This window comes from Paenibacillus faecis (genome assembly GCF_008084145.1).
In the GTDB taxonomy this organism is placed as follows: Bacteria; Bacillota; Bacilli; order Paenibacillales; family Paenibacillaceae; genus Fontibacillus; species Fontibacillus faecis.
In genome coordinates this window covers 502,254-521,978 of record NZ_VSDO01000004.1, presented here as the reverse complement: position 1 = coordinate 521,978, position 19,725 = coordinate 502,254, and the positions used below count along the sequence as shown (strand labels likewise).

13 protein-coding genes are annotated in these 19,725 nt (G+C 56.8%); 1 reads left to right on the top strand and 12 read right to left on the bottom strand.

Annotated elements, in window-relative coordinates; genetic code table 11:
* Positions 1 to 45: 45 nt before the first annotated feature.
* The 4 genes from FRY98_RS20175 to FRY98_RS20160 form a co-directional block, all read right to left on the bottom strand.
* Positions 46 to 999, bottom strand: a complete 954-nt coding sequence (locus tag FRY98_RS20175; RefSeq protein WP_148455323.1) for a carbohydrate ABC transporter permease — start codon at positions 997 to 999, stop codon at positions 46 to 48.
* An 18-nt stretch (positions 1,000 to 1,017) separates the two neighbouring features.
* A complete protein-coding gene (locus FRY98_RS20170; RefSeq protein ID WP_148455321.1) occupies positions 1,018 to 1,947 on the bottom strand; it encodes an ABC transporter permease in 930 nt (309 codons plus the stop codon).
* Between the two features lie 254 nt (positions 1,948 to 2,201).
* Positions 2,202 to 3,773, bottom strand: coding sequence for a response regulator transcription factor (locus FRY98_RS20165; protein WP_148455319.1), 1,572 nt, complete (start codon positions 3,771 to 3,773; stop codon positions 2,202 to 2,204).
* On the bottom strand, positions 3,773 to 5,614 hold the full coding sequence (locus tag FRY98_RS20160; protein WP_148455317.1) for a cache domain-containing sensor histidine kinase: 1,842 nt from the start codon (positions 5,612 to 5,614) through the stop codon (positions 3,773 to 3,775). The genes FRY98_RS20165 and FRY98_RS20160 overlap by 1 nt, the downstream gene beginning before the upstream one ends.
* Positions 5,615 to 5,869: 255 nt before the next feature.
* Here FRY98_RS20160 and FRY98_RS20155 point away from each other — a divergent pair, with 255 nt between their 5' ends.
* Positions 5,870 to 9,019, top strand: coding sequence for an alpha-mannosidase (locus FRY98_RS20155; RefSeq protein WP_148455315.1), 3,150 nt, complete (start codon positions 5,870 to 5,872; stop codon positions 9,017 to 9,019).
* 158 nt (positions 9,020 to 9,177) lie between these two features.
* Here the strand turns inward: FRY98_RS20155 and FRY98_RS20150 are convergent, their stop codons facing one another.
* The 8 genes from FRY98_RS20150 to FRY98_RS20115 all read right to left on the bottom strand — a co-directional run bounded on the left by FRY98_RS20150 (position 9,178) and on the right by FRY98_RS20115 (position 19,725).
* Positions 9,178 to 9,504, bottom strand: coding sequence for a DMT family transporter (locus FRY98_RS20150; protein WP_148455313.1), 327 nt, complete (start codon positions 9,502 to 9,504; stop codon positions 9,178 to 9,180).
* Between the two features lie 87 nt (positions 9,505 to 9,591).
* A complete protein-coding gene (locus FRY98_RS20145; RefSeq protein ID WP_148455311.1) occupies positions 9,592 to 10,140 on the bottom strand; it encodes a TetR/AcrR family transcriptional regulator in 549 nt (182 codons plus the stop codon).
* Between the two features lie 4 nt (positions 10,141 to 10,144).
* Positions 10,145 to 10,567, bottom strand: a complete 423-nt coding sequence (locus tag FRY98_RS20140) for a DUF5360 family protein (protein ID WP_211373341.1) — start codon at positions 10,565 to 10,567, stop codon at positions 10,145 to 10,147.
* A 167-nt stretch (positions 10,568 to 10,734) separates the two neighbouring features.
* A complete protein-coding gene (locus tag FRY98_RS20135; protein ID WP_148455307.1) occupies positions 10,735 to 13,476 on the bottom strand; it encodes an alpha-mannosidase in 2,742 nt (913 codons plus the stop codon).
* 97 nt (positions 13,477 to 13,573) lie between these two features.
* Positions 13,574 to 14,569, bottom strand: a complete 996-nt coding sequence (locus FRY98_RS20130; RefSeq protein ID WP_148455305.1) for a glycoside hydrolase family 130 protein — start codon at positions 14,567 to 14,569, stop codon at positions 13,574 to 13,576.
* 68 nt (positions 14,570 to 14,637) lie between these two features.
* Positions 14,638 to 15,957 (bottom strand): glycoside hydrolase family 125 protein, encoded by a 1,320-nt coding sequence (locus tag FRY98_RS20125; RefSeq protein ID WP_148455303.1) that lies wholly within the window; start codon positions 15,955 to 15,957, stop codon positions 14,638 to 14,640.
* Positions 15,958 to 16,252: 295 nt separating this feature from the next.
* The gene (locus FRY98_RS20120) at positions 16,253 to 16,438 is read right to left on the bottom strand and encodes a hypothetical protein (RefSeq protein ID WP_148455301.1); all 186 of its coding nucleotides are present in this window, start codon (positions 16,436 to 16,438) and stop codon (positions 16,253 to 16,255) included.
* Between the two features lie 44 nt (positions 16,439 to 16,482).
* Positions 16,483 to 19,725: an alpha-mannosidase gene (locus FRY98_RS20115; protein WP_148455299.1), complete on the bottom strand. Its 3,243-nt coding sequence runs from the start codon at positions 19,723 to 19,725 to the stop codon at positions 16,483 to 16,485.

Here is a 19,725-nt window from a genome sequence, read left to right as displayed (position 1 = left end):
CTTTTGCGGAAACAACCGAAATCAGGTGTCACCGGCCCGTGGAGGTTACCCCTTCACCGAACCGACCGTCAAGCCCTGGACAAAATATCGCTGAAAGAACGGATACGCGAGTACGATCGGAAGGGTGGCCAGCACGACCATCGCCATGCGAACCGTTTCCGTGGGCAGGCCTGCCGCGGCGTTGAAGGACCCGAGATTCTGGGCGTTCTGGGTCAGAAAGTCCATATTTTTCTCGATCCTCATCAGCAAAAATTGCAGCGGCGGCGTCAGCTCCGGCTTGTTGAAATAAAGCAGGGCGTTAAACCAGTCGTTCCAATACGCCAGGCAGCTGAACAGCCCGATGGTGGCGATGCCCGGCAGCGACACGGGGAGCACGATTCTCGCAAAGGTGAGGAATTCCCCCGCTCCGTCGATTTTGGCGGACTCGATAATTTCGTCGGGAACCGTGGTCTGGAAAAACGTCCGCATGACAATGATGGAAAACGCGCTGAGCGACAGCGGAAGAATCAAGGACCAAATCGTGTTCTGCAAATGCAGGAACTGGGTCATCACAATGTATCCGGGCACCATGCCTCCGGAAAACAGCATCGTGAAGAACGCCAGGAAGCTAAAAAATCCGCGAAATCCAAAGCTTTTTCTCGATACCGCATAAGCGTAGGTTGTGACCAGAATCAAGGTAAACAACGTGCCCGTTACCGTAACGAGCAGCGTGACGCCGAATGAAAGAAGCAGCTCGTGGCCGGTTTCGAAAATATAGCTGTACGCCGCGGTGCTGAACTTGCCGGGCCAGAGGCTGAAGCCTTCAAGCACCAGCGTCTGCTCGTCGGTTAAGGAAATCATGATCACGAACAGAAACGGGAATACGCAAGAAAAGGAAAACAGGCCGATGATGATATTGAAAAACACGTTCCAAGCCGGTGTTAATGCATTGAAATCCCGCGGTTTCTTCCGCCCCGGCTTGATCGGCGTTCCGGACTGGACAGGTTGAGTTGTTGTCATCGTTTAGACCTCCGCGCTTCAAAAGATCGCATGATCTTTTTCTATTTTTCTGACGATTGCATTGGCAGCCAGAATCAGCACCAGACCGACCAGCGATTGATACAGCCCCGCAGCGGTACTCATCCCGATATCCCCCATGTTGATCAGGCCGCGATACACGAAAGTATCGATGACGTTGGTTACAGGGTACAGCGCGCCCGAGTCTTTCGGCAGTTGGTAGAACAGTCCGAAGTCGGAACGGAAGATACCGCCGATGGCGAGGATCGTCAAAATAATCATGAGCGGCTTGAGCAGCGGGATCGTAATGAAACGGATCTGCTTCCACTTGGTGGCTCCGTCGATGACGGCCGCCTCGTAGTAAGATTTGTCGATGCCGGTAATGGCGGCCAGGTAGATGACGCTGTTGTACCCCACGCTCTTCCATATTCCGACGAACACGATGATAAACGGCCAATATTTCGGTTCCGAATACCAGTTGATCCGTTCCCCGCCGAAGAAAGCGATGATTTGGTTCAGCGTCCCTTTATCCATGCTCAGAAACGTGAACGCAAAATAACTGATAATGACCCAAGACAGGAAGTGCGGGAGAAACATGCCGGTTTGATACACCTTCGCCATCCTCTTGTTGACCAGTTCGCTCAGCATAATCGCAAACCCGACGGAAATGACCAGTCCGAGAAAAATGAGGGCCAGATTGTACAGAATCGTGTTTCTCGTGATGACGAACGCATCGTTCGTCGTGAACAAATATTCGAAATTTTTGAATCCCACCCACTTGCTGTTGAACACGCTGGCGAAAAATCCGTCGCGGCTGATTCGGAAATCTTTGAACGCAAGAATTGTACCGAACATCGGCAAGTAGGCAAAAATGAGGAACCAGAGGGTCCCGGGCAAAACAAACAACAGCAGCGCCCGGTTTCTGACGATTTTTTTCAAAAATGCTGCCATGATCATTCCTCCTATGCCTGTGGTCAAGAAAGCTTGCCATGCCAAAGATCCCCTAAGATCCACCAAAGCACCGGCGGGTAACCGCCCTTTACACGCTTGCCCTTGACTACTTTCATTGTGCCAAGTAAGCGCTATCTTCAACAAGTTGAAAAACCTTAGAATTCCATGGATAAATCAAAGAACGCGAAAAAACAACAGGCCCACCCTCCAAGGGCGGACCTGTTCAACGCCGTTTTTCCGGCTTCATGCGACGTTCATTTCATGTACATTTGGCGAAGCTCCGTCGGCGAAACTCCGGCGTATTTTTTAAATTGGCGATAAAAGTAAGAGGTGTCCAGGTAGCCGACGCTCAGGGCGATTTCCGTCGTCTTGCGGTCCGTATGCATCAGCAGCCGGGTCGCCTTTTCGATCCGGTATTGGTTCACGTAATCGGAGAAGCTGTTTCCGACCTCCTGTTGAAACAATTGTCCCAAGTAATTCGGATGCAGTCCGGCCTTCTGGCTTAACGTCTTCAAGGATAGCTCTTCGTGATAATGGCGATGCACCTGCTCGATCAAAAAGGCGACATGGGGAGTGTACTCCTCGCGGACGTTCTCTTGCTTTTCAAGGCTTCGCTGCACGACCCCAGCGACATGCCGCACGAGTCCGGGCAAGGAATTGACCCGCCCCAAAGAAGCGAACACTTCGCTGTAGTCGGGGCTCTCCTCCTGCTCCTTTGCGGCCAGCATAAGCCGGAGGGCCGTATTGACGCAGGCTTGGCGCGGGATCAGATCTCCCCGGGAGGAGCTTGCAAACACCTTTTCAACAAACCGCCCGACCTCTTCGTTCCGGCCCTGAATCAACAATTCGGCATAACTCTCCTCGTCCCATTCGATCGAGGCGCTTTCGCCGATCACGACGGCTGCGGGTTCCACGCAAACCGTAAGCTTCGAGCCCCCTTCCCCGGATACCAAATACCGGCGGAACACCGCCTTAGCTTTCCCGTAGCTGCTTTGCACGCCTCCAAAATCGCCTCCGGACCCGCCGTCCGCGATCCAAATGACGCCTTCCAGCCCGTTTGCCGCGTCCTGCGCCGCCGCTCGAAGCTGCCGCCCGGCTGCGGAATCATCCGCTTGCGCCCGGAGAGCGTACAGGACCACCAAATCGCCGTCCGAATCCAAAAAGCTGATGACCTCGGCCTCCTTCGGCTTAAACCGTTCCAGTGCCTCGGCCAGCTCCCGGTACTTCAAAGTCGCCTTATTCGCGCCAAAATCATCGTCCCCTTGCGATTCGTCCGGTACCAGTCTCACCGCAAACAGCCGGTACGCCTCGCAGTTTAACGGCAGACCCAGCAACTGGGCGCGCTGCTTGAATTCTTGGCTCTCGATCTCACCGCCCACCCAGCGCTGCAGAACGTTGTTCCGCAGAATTTCCCAATCTTCCTGAAGCTGGACCTGCTCCATCTCTTCCCGGTCCCAATCCCCGCGGATATGCCGGATGGTCGACTCCAATTCCTCCAGGTTGATCGGCTTCAAAATATAATTTTCGATGCCCAGCCGAATTCCGGTTTTCACATAGTTAAATTCCTCATAGCCGCTAAGCACGACGAATTTGGTTCGCGAGCCGGACTCTTTGACTTTGCGGATTAATTCAAGCCCGTCCATGCGAGGCATCATAATATCGGTGACCAGCAAATCCACGGGATTGTCCCGGATGATATCGAGGGCGCTCGAACCGTCGTTGGCCGTTCCGGCGATCTCGATGCCGTAGCGGTTCCAGTCCAAAATCGAACTCAGTCCCTGGGCGATGAAAGGCTCGTCATCCACAAACAACACTTTTTTCGTCATCACATAAACCCCTCCCTGAGAATCGGTATCCGTACCCGGACCACCGTGCCTTTTCCTTCTTCGCTGCATACGGTGACTCCGTAATCTTCCCCATAGTTCATTCGTATTCTCTCATGGACATTGATCAATCCGATCGACGAACCGCCGACCCCGGACGGCTGGGAAGGGGCCGACAGCATGCGGCGGATTTCCTCCAGACGCCCCGCCGGAATTCCCTTCCCGTTATCCGCCACCGTAATCACGATCCGCTCTTCTTCCCTTACGGCGGAAAGCGATATTTCATTATCGCTCTCCAGGGAGCGGAAGCCGTGAACGATATAATTTTCCACGATCGGCTGGATCAGCAGCTTGGTAATCCGGCAGCCCCCGATCTCCCGGTCCAACTCGATCCCGACCGCCAGCCTTCCCTCGTAGCGGATCCGGAATAAATCCAGATAGATGGAACACAGCTCGATTTCTTCCTGAACCGTCACGATCGTATCTTTTTTCACCATGCTCCTGAACATGACGGACAAGTTGTAAATCATTTGCCCCACTTCCTTGGCCCCGGAGGTATGCGCTCTCATGCGGATAGACTCCAGCGTGTTATATAAAAAGTGAGGCTGAATTTGCGACTGCAGGGCGACCAATTCGGCATGCTTCTGGCGGATCTCGGACGTATACATTTTGTCGATATACAGCTCCAGCCGCTCGCACATATCGTTGACGCGCACGGAAATTTGCTGGAGCTCGTCTTCCCCGGGCATTTGAATCCGGACCGATAGGTCCCCCTCGCCGATCCGGCTCATGGAGCGGATGATCCGTTGAATCTTCTTCGAATGCTTCCTCATAACCGTAAACGTAACGAGAAAGCTCGCCGTCACGAACAGCAGCGTAACGACGATCAGCGTATTCCTCAACCGTACCGTGCTGTCGTGAATCGAGGATTTGGATACGATCCCGACCACCGAAAGCTCCGCATTCCCGACGCTCAGCACATTTACCTTGGACATTTCGTCGAGCGGAATCCATTTTTCCGTGTTGTCCAGCTGATGCAGGTACGGATAGGTCTGGCCGGCATAGCCGCCCGTCTCTTCGGAATCGTAAATGACGGTGCCCCTGGAGCTCATGACCAGAATGCGGCCCCGGACATCGGGAGCCCTCGTTTTCAGCCAGGCGGACAACTGCCCCGCATCGAATTCAGCCATCATCATGCCGACCTTTTCGAGCGTCCACGGGTCCTGAAGCTCCCGGAAATACGAGTACGTCCCCGATGAAGCGTTAACCGCCGCATCCAAAAAAGGACCATACCGGTTCATCGTATCCCACCCGTAATGTTTCCGCTCGCTAAACCAGGACTCCCAATCCGGCTTGGAACCGTTTTCATATTTAAGCTGCTGGCTTTGCGGCCGGATTTGCATGTAGAAATCCTTCGGATAACTAAAAATCGTGACTCCCGAGGCCCCCGGATTCTGTTCCAGATACGATTTCAGCACGGAGCTGAACGACTGGACCCTCTGCTCTCCGGGCCTGCTGAACAAATGGAGGCGGTGGCCCAAATAATCTTCGTACCGGTGGTTCAGAAAATAAATCAAATCGTCGCTCAGCGCGGCGTCGCCGTAAATTTGCTGGACCAGGGTTTGAATATTTTCATACTGCCGGTTTAAATAAATGCTCAGCACTTGCGCGGTTTTCAAATTGGCGTCCGATTCCTCCCGGATAATCCGCTGCACCTGATACTGATATACCATGACGGCTGCGATCAGGAACAAAACCATCATCACCGCGGAGTAGATCAAAATGATCTTGTTAAACATTTTCCGTTTCAAATGATTAAGATAAAAACGGCGAAGTTTGTTCATGCCGGACACGTCCTGTCCTCTCATTTTTGGGTACGCGTTCCAGTGTATCACCGTCCCGCTTCCCCGTGCAATCCGTTTTTTCTAAGAACAAGCCGTCCGAATTTTAAACATTGAATTCCGATCCGGGCCTGATTATAATAGACCATGATCCCCTAAGATCGTATGAAAGCACCTATTACCGAGGCCTATTCTCAGGCTTCGCCTTCCGAGGTTCCCCACGTTTGCCCCTTAGATTCCAAAGGGGGTTCTTTCCTGATGTTTCTCACTCAGCAGAAGCTGCAAGCGCGTATTCACGAATTGTCGTCTTACCGGTACCGTGACCGGAAACAAATCCCTTTCTTTTACAGTCTGGAGGATAAACGCCCTGAAATTAACCCGCCGCTTCCCGAGGTTTCGGACTCCTGGGACACGATGCGAACGGGCGATACTTGGAGCGGGCGCGATCTGTATTTATGGCTGTCATCCGAGGTCCCTATCCCGAAGGAGTGGTCCGGAAAAAAAATACTGGGACGCTTCGATTTCGGCGAAACCGGGGCAGGCAACAACTCCGGCTTTGAGTCCCTGTTTTATTGGCAGGGGAAACCTTATCAAGGCGTGGATTCGAATCATAAAGAGGTATTTCTTCCGGAGGAGGCGGCCGGCACGACGCAGCGGCTCCTGTTCCGGCTTTGGTCCGGTCTCGAAGGCGGCGGCCAGCCGAGAAACCAGACTCACGGCATCAAGCTTGCCGAGCTGTGCTGGCTGGATGAAGCCGTCGACGATTATTATTACACCGCCTTGGCGATCTCGGAGACGGTCGCCGTCCTGGACGAAAACTTGCCCGAGCGGGCGAAACTGCTGCAATTTGCCGACCAATCCCTGAGCTTGATCGATTGGCGGGCGCCCGGATCGGAGGGTTTCTACCGGTCCGTTCATGAGGCGAGAGAGTTCCTGAACGACCGCATCGACGGCATGGACAAGTCGTCCCTGGTCAACATCACTTGCATCGGGCACACCCATATCGATGTGGCCTGGCTTTGGAGACTGAAGCATACCCGGGAAAAATGCGCCCGCTCCTTCTCCACCGTCATGAGACTGATGGAGATGTATCCGGAGTATACGTTTTTGCAAACCCAGCCTCAGCTTTACGATTACGTGAAAGAAGATTATCCGGAATTGTATGCGGCCATCAAAGACCGGGTCGCGGAAGGCCGCTGGGAAGCCGGCGGCGGGATGTGGCTGGAAGCCGACTGCAATCTGACCTCCGGCGAGTCGCTCGTCCGCCAATTGCTGGTCGGGACCCAGTTCTTCAAGCGGGAGTTCGGCGCGGACTGCGATTATTTATGGCTGCCGGACGTCTTCGGCTACAGCTGGTCCCTCCCGCAGATTTTGAAAAAATCCGGGATTCATACGTTCATGACCACGAAAATCAGCTGGAACCAATACAACCGGATGCCCCACGATACGTTCAAATGGCGCGGCATCGACGGGACCGAGATTTTGACGCATTTCATCACCACCACGGAACCGTGGTCCCAGCCGGGGTCCTGGTTCTATACGTATAACGGGCAGATCGTTCCCAAGACGGTGAAAGGCAGTTGGGACGCTTACCGCGACAAGGAGCTGAACCAGGAGCTTCTGCTTTCCTACGGCTACGGGGACGGCGGCGGCGGCGTCAACCGCGATATGCTGGAGATGCGCCGCAGGCTCGACAAGCTGCCGGGGCTTCCGAATCTCGGAACCGGCCAAGCCGGAGATTATTTCCGCAAGCTTGGCGACACCGTCAACAACAGCGACAGCTACGTGCATACCTGGGACGGGGAGTTATATCTCGAATATCACCGGGGCACGTATACGAGCCAGGCCCACAACAAGCGGATGAACCGCAAGCTGGAGCTGCTGTACCGGGAAGCGGAATGGCTGAGCGCCTTCCGGAGCGTGCTGGAAAGCGATTGGTCGACGTACCCGTCCTCGGCGCTTGACGAAGGCTGGAAAATCATACTGCGCAACCAATTTCACGACATCATCCCGGGATCTTCGATCCGTGAGGTTTACGAGGACAGCAGGATCGAGTACGAAGAGGCCGAGCGGCTTGGGCTTCAGGCTTGGGACAACGCGGCTCAAGCGGTGGGGACCGTAGAGCAAGCCGGGGGATTTTTCTTCACGGTTTGGAATTCATCCCCGTGGACGGAAACCCGGCTGGCCGAGATTCCGATGGAGGCCGGATTGGAAAACGGCGTTTGGACCGACGCGTCCGGCAACCGCCTGGCCGTCCAACGGGGCGATACCATCTGGACCGTGGAGGTTCCCGACGTGCCTTCGCTCGGCTGCGCCGTCATCCGGTTCGAGCCCGCCGCGCAGGCGGCTGCGGAGCAGGCGTCCCCGTTCATTCACCGGGAGCGCGGGCTGACCACGCCGTTCTTTGAACTGGAGTGGAACGAACAGGGCCAGTTGACCCGGCTTTACGACCGCGAGGAGCAAAGGGAAATTCTTGCCAACGGCCAAAGAGGCAACCTGTTTCAGCTGTTTGAAGACAAGCCTCTCGCCCATGAAGCTTGGGATATCGATATTTTTTACCAGCAAAAATCGCGGGAAATCGGCGACCTTCAAGCATGGGAGGTGACGGAGTCCGGCCCGATCCGCACCGTGGTTCATTTCGTTTGGACTTATGGCGAATCCAGGCTTGAACAGGATATGATCCTGTATGCCGGCAGCCGCCGCATCGATTTCGTGACCGAAGCGGACTGGCATGAACGCCAGCAGCTGCTGAAGGTCGCCTTCCCCGTCGACGTCCGGGCTACGGAAGCCACGTACGACGTGCAGTTCGGCAACGTGAAGCGGCCGACCCATTGGAATACGAGCTGGGATGCGGCCCGCTTCGAAACCGTCGGCCATCAATGGGCCGATCTGTCCGACAAGGGGTACGGCGTCAGCCTGCTGAACGATTGCAAATACGGCTATGACATCAAGGACAATGTCCTGCGGCTCTCGCTGATCAAATGCGCGACGCATCCGGATATCGAAGCGGATCAAGGGTACCACCGCTTCACTTACTCCCTGTTCCCGCACCGCGGCGACTGGCTGCAGGGTGATACGGCCCGGGAGGCCTGGATGCTGAACAATCCGCCGCGCATATCTCCCGGGAACGCCCCGGCCCCGGCACGCTCCATGTTCCGGTTGTCCGGCGATACGGCCATGATCTCGGCGATTAAGAAGGCCGAGGACCGGGACACCGTGATCGTTCGCGTGCACGACTACTCCGGCAGCCGCAAGCCGCTTTGTCTGGAAAGCGATCTGACGATCGCGGCCTGGAGAGAGTGCGACCTGATGGAACGGGCCGATCAGGAATGGATTTCGTCCGAAGCCGTTTCATTCGTGCTTAACCCGTATGAAATCAAAACCTTCGAAATCGATTTGAAAGCATAGAAAAAAGGTACAGTCTCCTTGGCATACAAGGGACTGTACCTTTTTAAATGATATCTGCGAGTCCCGTGGCACCGGTTAGCTTCGGCGCAACCCTCCAGTGCACGGTCCCGCCTCGGTCCCGTATGAAATCGGGAGTCGGGGCGTCGGTCGGTTATGGCTTACCCGTGCGTATTTCCCGAGAACTGGAGCCCCATGACGCCGGCGATGATCAGCATCAAGCACACGGCCTTCATCCAATTCAAGTCCTCCTTAAAGAAGAGGATTCCGATGACCGCGATCAGGACCATGCCCACCCCCGACCAGATGGCATAGGCGATACTTACCTGCAGATTTTTCAGCGAAATGCCCAGCGACCCGAAAGACAGAATATAGAAGACGGCGACCGCGATGGTCGGTCCAAGCCGGGTGTACCCTTCGGACAGCTTCATAAACGTCGTCCCGCAAACCTCGAATAAAATAGCCAAAGCTAACCACATATAAGCCATGAGTTCCTTCACCTCTATATAAATGTTGCCCCTAACGGACGGGTGACGGGGGTTCCCCGTTCTTTTCCTCCCGGTTGGGAGCCGGGCTTAGTTCTTCAAGCGGATCCCGTCCAGCAGAATATCGACCATGTTTCTTAGCGCTTCGCCGGAGGTCATGTGTTCGGACCGCGTCTCCAGCAGCCGGTACATCGACCCCACGTACATCTGAATCAGCAAATCCAGATCAAAACGGCGAATCGTCCCTTCTCTCACACCTTCCTCGACAAGCTGCTCAACGCCCCTCCAGCCCTCGATGAGATACCGTTCGGCATGTCCCCAGGCTTCCGGATAGCTGCGCCGCAGATCATCCAGCAGACGGAAGTCTTTCGCCGCCAGGCTGCCGGGAAGCACAAGCAAGGCCTCGCGCAGTTTTTCCGCAACCGACAAGGAAGGGTCCTCCCGGATCGCCAGCTCCCTTCGCTTCATTTCTTCGATTTCCGCCAAAGTGAGGGCCGTGACCAATTCTTCCTTCGAAGCAAAATACTGATACAGCGTCTTGGAGCTGATGCCAAGCCGGGCAATGAGCTCGCGGATGGAGAATTTCAGCCCCCGGTACGCCAGCTCTTCCCTGGCCGCGCTCAAAATTCGTTCCCTCATCGGATTACGCCGCCCCTCTCCCTTTCGTCGGCTCGAGAGCCTGTTCAGAGCGAATCAGACCCGGAATGTAAAACCAAGGATACAGCAGTAAAAACAAGTTGGGAATCCACCAAACGGGATCAAAGTCAGCCCGGAAGCTCCAAAAGGCGATCGCTTGCAATCCCGAGCAAAAGGTCAGCACCATGGAGATCAAGGCCAGAGGCTGCCAAGCGGACCGCTGTTTGCGCCAAAGCGCCACCGACGCCAGCCCCGTCCCCGATATGAACAAATCCAGCGGCAAAAAAGACAAGTTCCAGGCCACCAGCAGCGGATTGCTGTAGTCCTGATACACATAAGACTTGGGAATCCACTGTAAAAAAGTGGCCGCCCAATAAGCAAGAAAGCCGATGTCGGTAAATAGCATCAGCCAGGATAAACTCCTTCGCATCATTTCTCCCTCCTCGAAAAACACGGAAAACATTAGTGTTTCTTCGTTTTCCATCCTACCTTGCCCGTTCTTATTTGTCAAACCCTGCATCAAAACACCAAAAAAGCGCGGGCTGCCGAAGGCTTTCTCCTCCGACATCCCGTGCTTTTCAATTTCGGCTTCTACACTTATCCCCTTACGCCGATCGTGACGATCTCGCATGGCCCGACCGGGAGGGAAAGGCCGCCTGCCGGATTGCCGGTCAACGGGAAATGCGCCTCCTCCAAAATGGTCGTTTTGTATAGCTGCTTGACCGGAATCTCCGGGCTGAACGTGAGTTCGGAGCCGCGGCGGCTCATGTTGAACCAGCGAAGCATCATGTCCCCCGTCTCCTCGTTGATTTTAAGCGAGGAGAAGGCCAGCTCCGCGCTCTCCCAGCGCAGCGGCGCCGCCAACGGCGCGATGCTTCCGGCATGAATTCCCGTCTGGGCCGCCGTCCATGGAACCTGGAACTGATAGGCTTCGGCGTAAGCGGCGAACGCCCCTTGCTCCCCGCCGCCATAAGGAATCAGTTCCAAATGGAAGGTATGCTCGCCGAGGCACTGCGCCTCCGGCGTCGGGAACAGGCCCCAGTCGCCCAATTCGCCGACGGCTCGCAGCAGCGTTACGGCGATCGTATTGCGGCCGTCCCGCAGCACCTCGTATTCATTCAGGCCGAGATTGGCTACGACCAATCCCGCTTCACCGTCGCCCAGCTCTACGAAAGCCTGCTGATGCTGGGTATTGCTGGGGTTTTCCCACTCGGGAGCCGGCTCGTTATCGCGCTCGGCTATTTCAAACATCGAGTCGGCCCGGTGTTTGGCCGCGGACAAATCGGTCGGGAACAGCATTCTGAGCCGATGGTCCTTCGCCTGATTGTTCAGCTTCGTCTCGATCCGTACCCCTTTGCTGCCGGCCTCCAGGGAGAGCACGGTGCGGATCTCCAGCGGTACGAGACGCTTGGCGCGCTGGGCTTTACGCTCAGGGTAATACACCAGCTCCCGCTGTTCCTGGTCCAGCAGCTCGTTGGCGGAAGCCGGAATTTCCCAGGCATGCACGATTTCCAGAGCGGCGCGATACGGCTTGTCTTCCAGTACGCGAATTTGCGCGGCGATCCCTTGGGTGGTCAGCGGCTTTTCGCCTTCAGGCTGCCGGTACATATACTCATTGCCGATGTCTCCCGTGTTCTCGTAAATGCCCAGATCCCGGTAGACGCGCCCCGATAGCTTATCGTTCAGGGAGAACGAACCGTCCTCGGCAATCTCGATCCGCAAGGCCTCGTTCTCCATGACGCGGTGGCCCGTCAGCAGCGACTTGGCCTTGGCCTGAGCCGCCTCATGCCGCTGCGCCCGCCGCACCCAGGCATACGCGCGGAGCCCGAGCGCCGGAACCGCCTCGGCGCGGAACGTGATCCGCACCTTGCGGCACATGTACGGCTGGCGGAACCGGTCATCCGGCAGGTCATAGCCAAACAGCAGGCCCAGGTCCTCCACGGTGCAGGCGACCTCCCGGCCGCGGTCGTCCACCAGAACGCGGCCGGACAAATCCACCGCCCTCATCCGGCGGGCGGTTTCCTCCAGGCCATGCCCGTCCCGCAGGTACAGGCGGGCGGCATCGATCTCCACCGCGATCACGCCCGACCGGGTCCAACCGGTCGTGTTCATGGCGATCAGCGGAAGCGGGTCTTCGCCATAGGCGGCGAATCCCGTCGTTTCGACCGCCTCGGCGACCGCCATCTTGCTGTCGTCGATAATCGCCTCCGCCACATGGCGGCTCTTGGCAAAGCGCGTGACCATCTCGCGATGCACTTCGTCCACACTGCAGCCGCAAATGCTGTCGTGAGGGTGGTTTTGCATCAACGTTTTCCACGCATACGTAAACAGATGGTGCGGATAATCCTTACCCAGCAGATGCGCGAAGGAAGCCAGCGGCTCGGCCACTTTTTCCAGCAGCGCCTGCCCTTCCTGGTTCATCTGCTTCAGATACACCCGCGCCGAGGCCGTGTTGACCAGCGTACCCCAGCCGTCCGTCCGCTGGCTGCGCAGCTCGCCCTTGACCGTGGACAGCTCCCGGTCCATCGCGCCTTTCAGCGACTGCAAATACTGCGGCAGGCTGGAGTGCACGAACTCGGTGTCCGGATAAAGCCGTGCCGCCGTTTCCAGCGCCTCCGGCAGGTCGAGCTGAACCGGCTGGTGGTCGCAGCCGTTCATAAACAGCAGCTCGTTCGTGGAGGCGTATTTCTCCGCGTCCGCCAGCTTGCGCTCCCAGTACAGTTTGGCTTCCGCCTCATCCACGGGCACCTCGTTGCCGTTGGAGTACCAGTTTGCAAACAGGATGCCGAGCACCTTCGAACCGTCCGGACCTTCCCAGAGCAGCTCGGAGAAAGAGGATTCGTAACCTCCGTCCGAAACCGTGTTGTTGAAGCCCGTCGGCTTCACGCCCCGTCCGAAAAAGACGTTGTCGATGCCCGACTGCTTCATCAGCTGCGGCGTCTGCCCGACCAGGCCGAACGTATCGGGGAAATAACCGATTTTGGCCGGTTCCCCGTACGCTTTGGCGTCCCGGTGGCCGATCTGCATGTTGCGCACGTTGGCCTCGCCGCTCGTCAAAAACGCATCCTGCAAAATATACCACGGCCCGATTAGAATCCGGCCGTCCCGAATATGCTTCTCCAGCCGTTCCCTGTTTTCAGGCCGCACCTGGAGATAATCCTCCAGTATGATCGTCTGCCCGTCCAGATAGAAGCTCCTGAAAGCCTCGCTTTGATCCAATTTGTCCAAAAGAGCATCGACCAACGCGACCAGCCGCACATGGTGCTTCTCGTAAGGCAGGTACCATTCCCGGTCCCAGTGGGTGTGGGAAATAAGATGGGCCGTTCTTTTTTTGTCCATGTCGATGGAGTCCCCTCGCTTTCTCGCGAATTGGTTTGTGTTGTTTGTGTATGGCTCAATTGCTGCACTTTTGCATCTTATTGCCGCGGACTAAGAATTACGCTTCTTCCAGCGGATATTGCTCCATGTAGCTCAGCAGCTCATCCACGGTCGTGAAGGCCAATCCCGTCACGGTATCGGCGCAGCCATAGTAAATGGCGATCCGGCCGGTGTCGGCGTCCGTCAAGGCGGCGCATGGGAAAGTTACGTTCGGCACGTCCCCGACGCATTCGTACAGCGTTTCCGGACCGAGGATGTAATTGCGCGACCGGGCTTTGACGATCCACGGCTTGTCGAGGTCCAGCAGCGCGCAGCCCATGCGGTACACGAACCCGTTGCAGGTATTGATGACGCCGTGGTAGATCAGGAGCCACCCTTGGTCGGTTTCGATCGGAACCGGTCCGGGGCCGATTTTTTTGGACTGCCAGGCGGAAGCATCCCCGCCTACCGTACCCATCACATAGCGATGCTTGCCCCAGAAGGTCAGGTCGGGACTCTCGCTGTAAAAAATATCCCCGAACGGCGTGTGGCCCGTATCGCTCGGACGGCTCAGCATGGCGTAGCGCTCCCCGATTTTCCGCGGGAACAGCACCCCGTTGCGGTTATACGGCAAAAAGGCGTTTTCCAGTTGGTGGAACGTTTTGAAATCGGTCGTATAAGCGATGCCGATCGTCGGGCCGTGATAACCGTTGCACCAGGTGATATAGTAGCGGTCGCCGATTTTGCAGACCCGCGGGTCGTAGCGGTACTCCCGCTTGATCACTTCCTCGTCCCCTTCAAAAACGATCGGGTCGTGGTTGATGGTCCAATTTACGCCATCGTCGCTGAAGCCGGCAAAAATGTCCATGCTCACCGATCTGGAATCGCAGCGGAACACCCCGGCAAATCCGTCACCGAAAGGAACGACGGCCGAGTTGAACACGCTGTTCGAGTTCGGGATCGCGTGCCGCTCGATAATCGGGTTTTGCGAGTAGCGCCAAACCGGGGCGTTCAGGCCCTCGGGTTTATCCTGCCAAGGGATGTTTTTCAAGGATTCGCCGATAATTTTGCTCATGATCAAGTCTCCTTTTTCCGGAATATTGTTAATTGTAGATATTGTAGATAACCTAGATATTGCAATTCTTACAAAATGCCTTCCTTCATCGCCCGGTACACCAGCTGCGAGAACAGGCTGTTCGACCAGGCGAACCATTTGCGCGTAAACTTATGGGGATCGTCGGCGTGGAAGCCTTCGTGCATGTACCCGGTGTCCGCGTCGGTCGCTTCCAGCATCGCGATCATCTCCAGCTTCTCTTCCTTCGTCTGCGCTGTAATGCCCTGCATGGACAAAGCCATATGCCAGATATAATCCTTCGGCGTGTGCGGGCTTCCGATGCCCCGGGCCGCCTTGCCCTCAAAATAGAACGGATTCTCCTTGCTCAGCGCAAAGCGTCTCGTATTCTGATAAACCGGATCGTCCGCGTCCACATAACCGAGGTACGGAATGGACATTAACCCCGGCGTGCCCGCGTCGTCCATCAGACAATAATTGCCGAACCCGTCGGTTTCGTAAGCATAGATCGGTCCGAATTCCGGATGACGGTAAATGCCGTAAAGCTTAATGCCGTGGTCCACTTCGAATTCCAGTTCTTTCAATTCGGCCAGGAAAGCCAAATCGCGGAACACCCACTCGGCAAACTCCTGCATTTGGCGCAGGGCGACGACCGCGAACATATTGCCCGGAATGTTGTAATGGAAATCGCAGGCATCGTCGCTGGATCGGAAGCCCGACCAGATCATCCCGGTGTAATTGACCGGCATGCCCAAGCCGCCGTTGCGCAGCGAGTCCTCGGGAATCCCGTTGTTCCGGGTGAACCGGTACGGGGACTGTTCGAAATGGCGCTGCTCGGTTTTGAACAGCTCGTAAATCCGCCGCATGGCCGCTTTGAACCCGGCGTCGAAAATGTCCGCGCGCCCCGTCTCTTTCCAATACGTGTAAGCCAGGCGGACGACAAAGCATAACGAATCGATCTCGAATTTGCGTTCCCAGACCCACGGCGACAACTCGGTCTCATCGGTCGTATTCCAATGCCAATCGTTGGCCGATTCGTTAAAGGCGTTAGCGTACGGATCAATGTGAATGTATTGGATATGCCTTTTGATCAGCCCCGCGATGATCCGCTGTAAATCGGGATCCTCCTTCGCCAGCGGCACGTAGTGAATGACCTGTTCCACGGAATCGCGGAGCCAGCAGGCCGGGATGTCCCCGGTAATGACGAAGGTCGTGCCGTCGTCCAGCAGCTTGGTCGTCGTTTCCAGCGTATTCGGAAAACAATTTTTGAATAGCTGCAACAGCTTGGGCCGATGGGCCAGCTTCTCCTCCGCTTCGCGCAAAACGTCCTGCACGGCGGCGGGAAGCGTAAGCGGCGGCATCGATATTTTGGGGAGTCTGAATTGTTCCATGGGGCAGTTCCGCTCCTTTTAATGAAATTAAAAATGAAATTAAAATTGAAATGATCTCTTTAACGGGAATTCCTCCCGTTATTTCAGATACGATGGGCCTTTGGCTCGGGTTTAACGGGAAAACCTCCATTTATTCCACGCTCCCAGACGCAAAATCCCCCTATTTCGGGAAATTAACTGGAGCTTTTCCACCTAATTCATCCCTGCAGCCACAAAGGCTAGTAATTATCGAGAGAAAATCCCGTTAATCCAACCTGACACATTGGATCTGACACCCACCCGTAAATTTCTCTTGTCACTCGCCGATATTAGCGGCGTTTTTGACCGCTATTTCGCCCAGATTTGCTTTTTCGGAAAGAATAGCGGCTAAAAAGGGCCCTATTTCTCTGGTGCGAGCCCAAAAATCCGGTTTTTGCCCGACTTTCTCTAAAATAAGGCCCCAAATGACCGCTATTTCACACCAAAGAGCCAATTTCGACAAAATAGCGCCTCTTAAAGCCGTTATCCTCTCCCTGCCCCTTCGGGCTAGCTTTTTATCTTCAGGGTCTTGATTTCGTAAGGAGCAAACTCCAGCAAAATCCGCCCTTCGCTCTCCTCCACCGGCTCCAGCTCCCGCTCCAGCGCGTCGGACCGGAAAACTTGCCCGTGCGGCAGGTTCCAGGTTAGTTCCGCACGCTCGCGTCCGCCGGCGGATTCATAGAAGCGCAGCACGACGCCGCTGCCGTCTTCGGCCAGCTTGACCGTATCGAGCACCGCGTGCCGGCCCGTAAAGCCGATTAGCGACTGTACCGGCGGCAGCGATCCTTCCCCTTCCGCCCGGGCTTCGCAGGCGGCTACTGCCGGCTCGTGGTTCAGTTCGGCCGCGGCGCGCACCGTGTGCGCCGTCTGCCAATCGCCGGCATGCGGATACAGCGAGTAAGTGAACTCGTGCTCGCCCAAATCGGCGGTCACGTCCGGCCATTTCGGCGCCCGCAGCAGGGAGAGGCGAATCGTGCTCCCCTGTACGTCGTAGCCGTATTTGCAATCGTTCAGCAGGCTGACTCCATATCCCCGCTCGGAAACGTCCGCGAACCGGTGGCCGCACACTTCATACTGCGCCTGCTCCCAACTCGTATTGCGGTGCGTGGGCCGCTCCAGCGCGCCGAACGGAATTTCGTAGGTCGCTTTATCGGTCACGACATCGATCGGAAAACCGACCTTCAGCAGCTTATGGGCTTCGTTCCAACGGACTTTGGTGCGGAAGTCGATCCGCCGATGGTGATGATACAGGATCAGGTCCTGCGTCATCTCCGATTGGCCGATGCTCCAGCGGAAGCGCAGCACATCGCGGATCGGTCCGCTGGAGACCAGCCTGCTCTCCAGCAGTTCCGCCCGTCCGGCGGGCTGCTGTTCGTAACGGCTGTCGATATCCCAGGCGTCCCAGAGGGTCGGACGGTCATGGAAGAAATGAAACCGGTTGGCCGCTTCGCCCGGCTTCACGATCTCCCGGTCCGCCGCTTTGTCCCACAAGCTGACGATTTCCCCGCGTTCATTGAACTTGAGCCGGTAATGCATCGTTTCCCAAGCACCGGAGAAGGAATGCTCTCCGGTCTCGGTCTCGATCTCGGTCTGAGTCTGCGTCTGCGTCCGGTTCTCAAATTCGGTCTCAGCCTCCGTCCCGATCTCAGCCTCCGCTCCTGCCCCCGGCTCCCGGGACGCGGCGGCCGAATCTACGGCTCCCGCCGGCGCCGCTCCGCTTCGCAGCCAGATCGTCCTGTAGCCGAAAGCCGGAATTTCCGGCACGCGAACCCAGGCGGCTCCTTCTTCGCCAACCGTTCCGGACAACCGGTCCAACTCCAGGTCAAGCCGGCCCCCGTTTTCGTCGAAGGCGGCAACGTCTCCAACAAACCCATGATCGCGGATCTCGACCACCGCCTCGCGCGGCCAACCGAGGCTGTTAAATATGATATAGGGCTTACCCTCGCCTGCCGTGGCCACCTGTCCGGCCAAGACCTTCAGCCCGTGCGCCAATCCGGCGCGGCCTTTTTCGAAAATCTCCGTATACTCCTTCTCGGACGTCTCATACGCTTCCGTAATCGCCGATCCGGGGATGATATCATGAAACTGGTTCAACAGGATGAGCTTCCATCCATCCTGCAGCAAGGACCGCGCCTCGCGCCGCCGCTCCTCCGGCATCGCCGGAGCCGCCAGCGTGTTCCAGACCTCCGCTTCGCGATAGAGGATTTCCGCCTTCCGGTTATTCCGTTTGTTGCGGCCATGGGTCGTGTACGTACCCCGATGCAGCTCCAAATACAGATCGCCGTGCCAGGACGGTAGCTGCGGCCGTACCGCCTCCATCCCGGCAAAGAACGCCGCGGCCGTGCTGTACGCGCTGGACGGCTGGCCGACCATCAGCTCGGCGCGGTCGATATATTCCAACATCTCGCGGGTCACGCCGCCCCCGCCGTCGCCATGCCCGTAAAGCAGCATTTGCTCGGGATGAACGGCTTTTTCCCGGTAAGACTGCCAATGATCATGAACATCTTTGGGCAGCGTGTTCTCGTTGACGCCGTGATTCAAATAGGAGAGCATCGGCGTCCCGTCGATGCCGACCCAGTGGAACAAATCGTACGGGAACACGTTCGTGTCGTTCCATCCGAGCTTGGTCGTCATAAAATAGCGGACGCCGCCGTGACGTAAAATTTGCGGTAGCGAGGCGCAGTAACCGAATGTGTCCGGCAGCCACTCGATATCCGAGGTCCGGCCGAACTCCTCCAGATAAAACCGCTGCCCGTACAGCATTTGGCGCATCAGCGATTCCCCGCTGGGCAGGTTCAGGTCCGGTTCGACCCACATGCCGCCGACCAGTTCGATCCGCCCTTCCTGGATCCGCTCCTTCACCCGCGCGTAAAGATCGGGATCATTGTCCTTCAAGTAGGCGAACAGCTGCGGCTGGCTTTGGGCGTACCGGTACTGCGGATATTCGCGCATTAAGGCGTCGACCGTCGAGAAGGTCCGGCTCGCTTTGCGCACCGTTTCCCGGGCCGGCCACAACCAGGCGATATCGATATGGGATTGCCCGACCATATGGATCAGCCCCTCGGCGTTACCGCCGATCGCTTTGACGCGTGCCGCAAGCCGCTCTTCCACTTCCGCGATGGCGCGGCCTTCGCGAATCGCCGCTTCATCCAGCCCGGTAAACTCGTCCATGGCCGTATGGAGCGCCTCGAACAGCCGGGTGCGCCGGAAATCCTGCTCGGGCAGCAGCACGGCCGAATCGCGTACCACGGTCGCGGTATACATAAGGCTCTGTACCGGCCGGTTCACCCGCACAAGCCGGCTGTCGATCGCCGAGATCGGGGGATGGATGACCGCCTGACGGTTGAGCGGATCGACCGGCTCCGGAATCGGATCAAACAGCTCGATCTCCAGCTCCAGCGCTTCCCCCGCTTCGGTTTGCGGCAGTGTTACGAACGTATGATTCCGGTCCAGCCCCTGAAACGACTTGCCGTTGATCCGCAGCAGTCCTTCGCCACCGGAGGCGAAGACCAGACCCGTGTGGCTGCCCCGCCATTCGTCGGGAACCGACAGCCGGGTCCGAAAGAAATACGTCGTTCCCTGCGTACTCGGAAATCTTGCGAAATTCCCGCCTTCCGGATACGCCGCTTCCGCGGTGTATCTGCCGGGAACTTCGTAGATAGAGGTGGTGATGCTCCAATCTTGCAGCGCGATCTCCTCCAACCACTGCACGTCCGCCAGTTCCCGAATAAACCGTTTGATCCGTTCCAT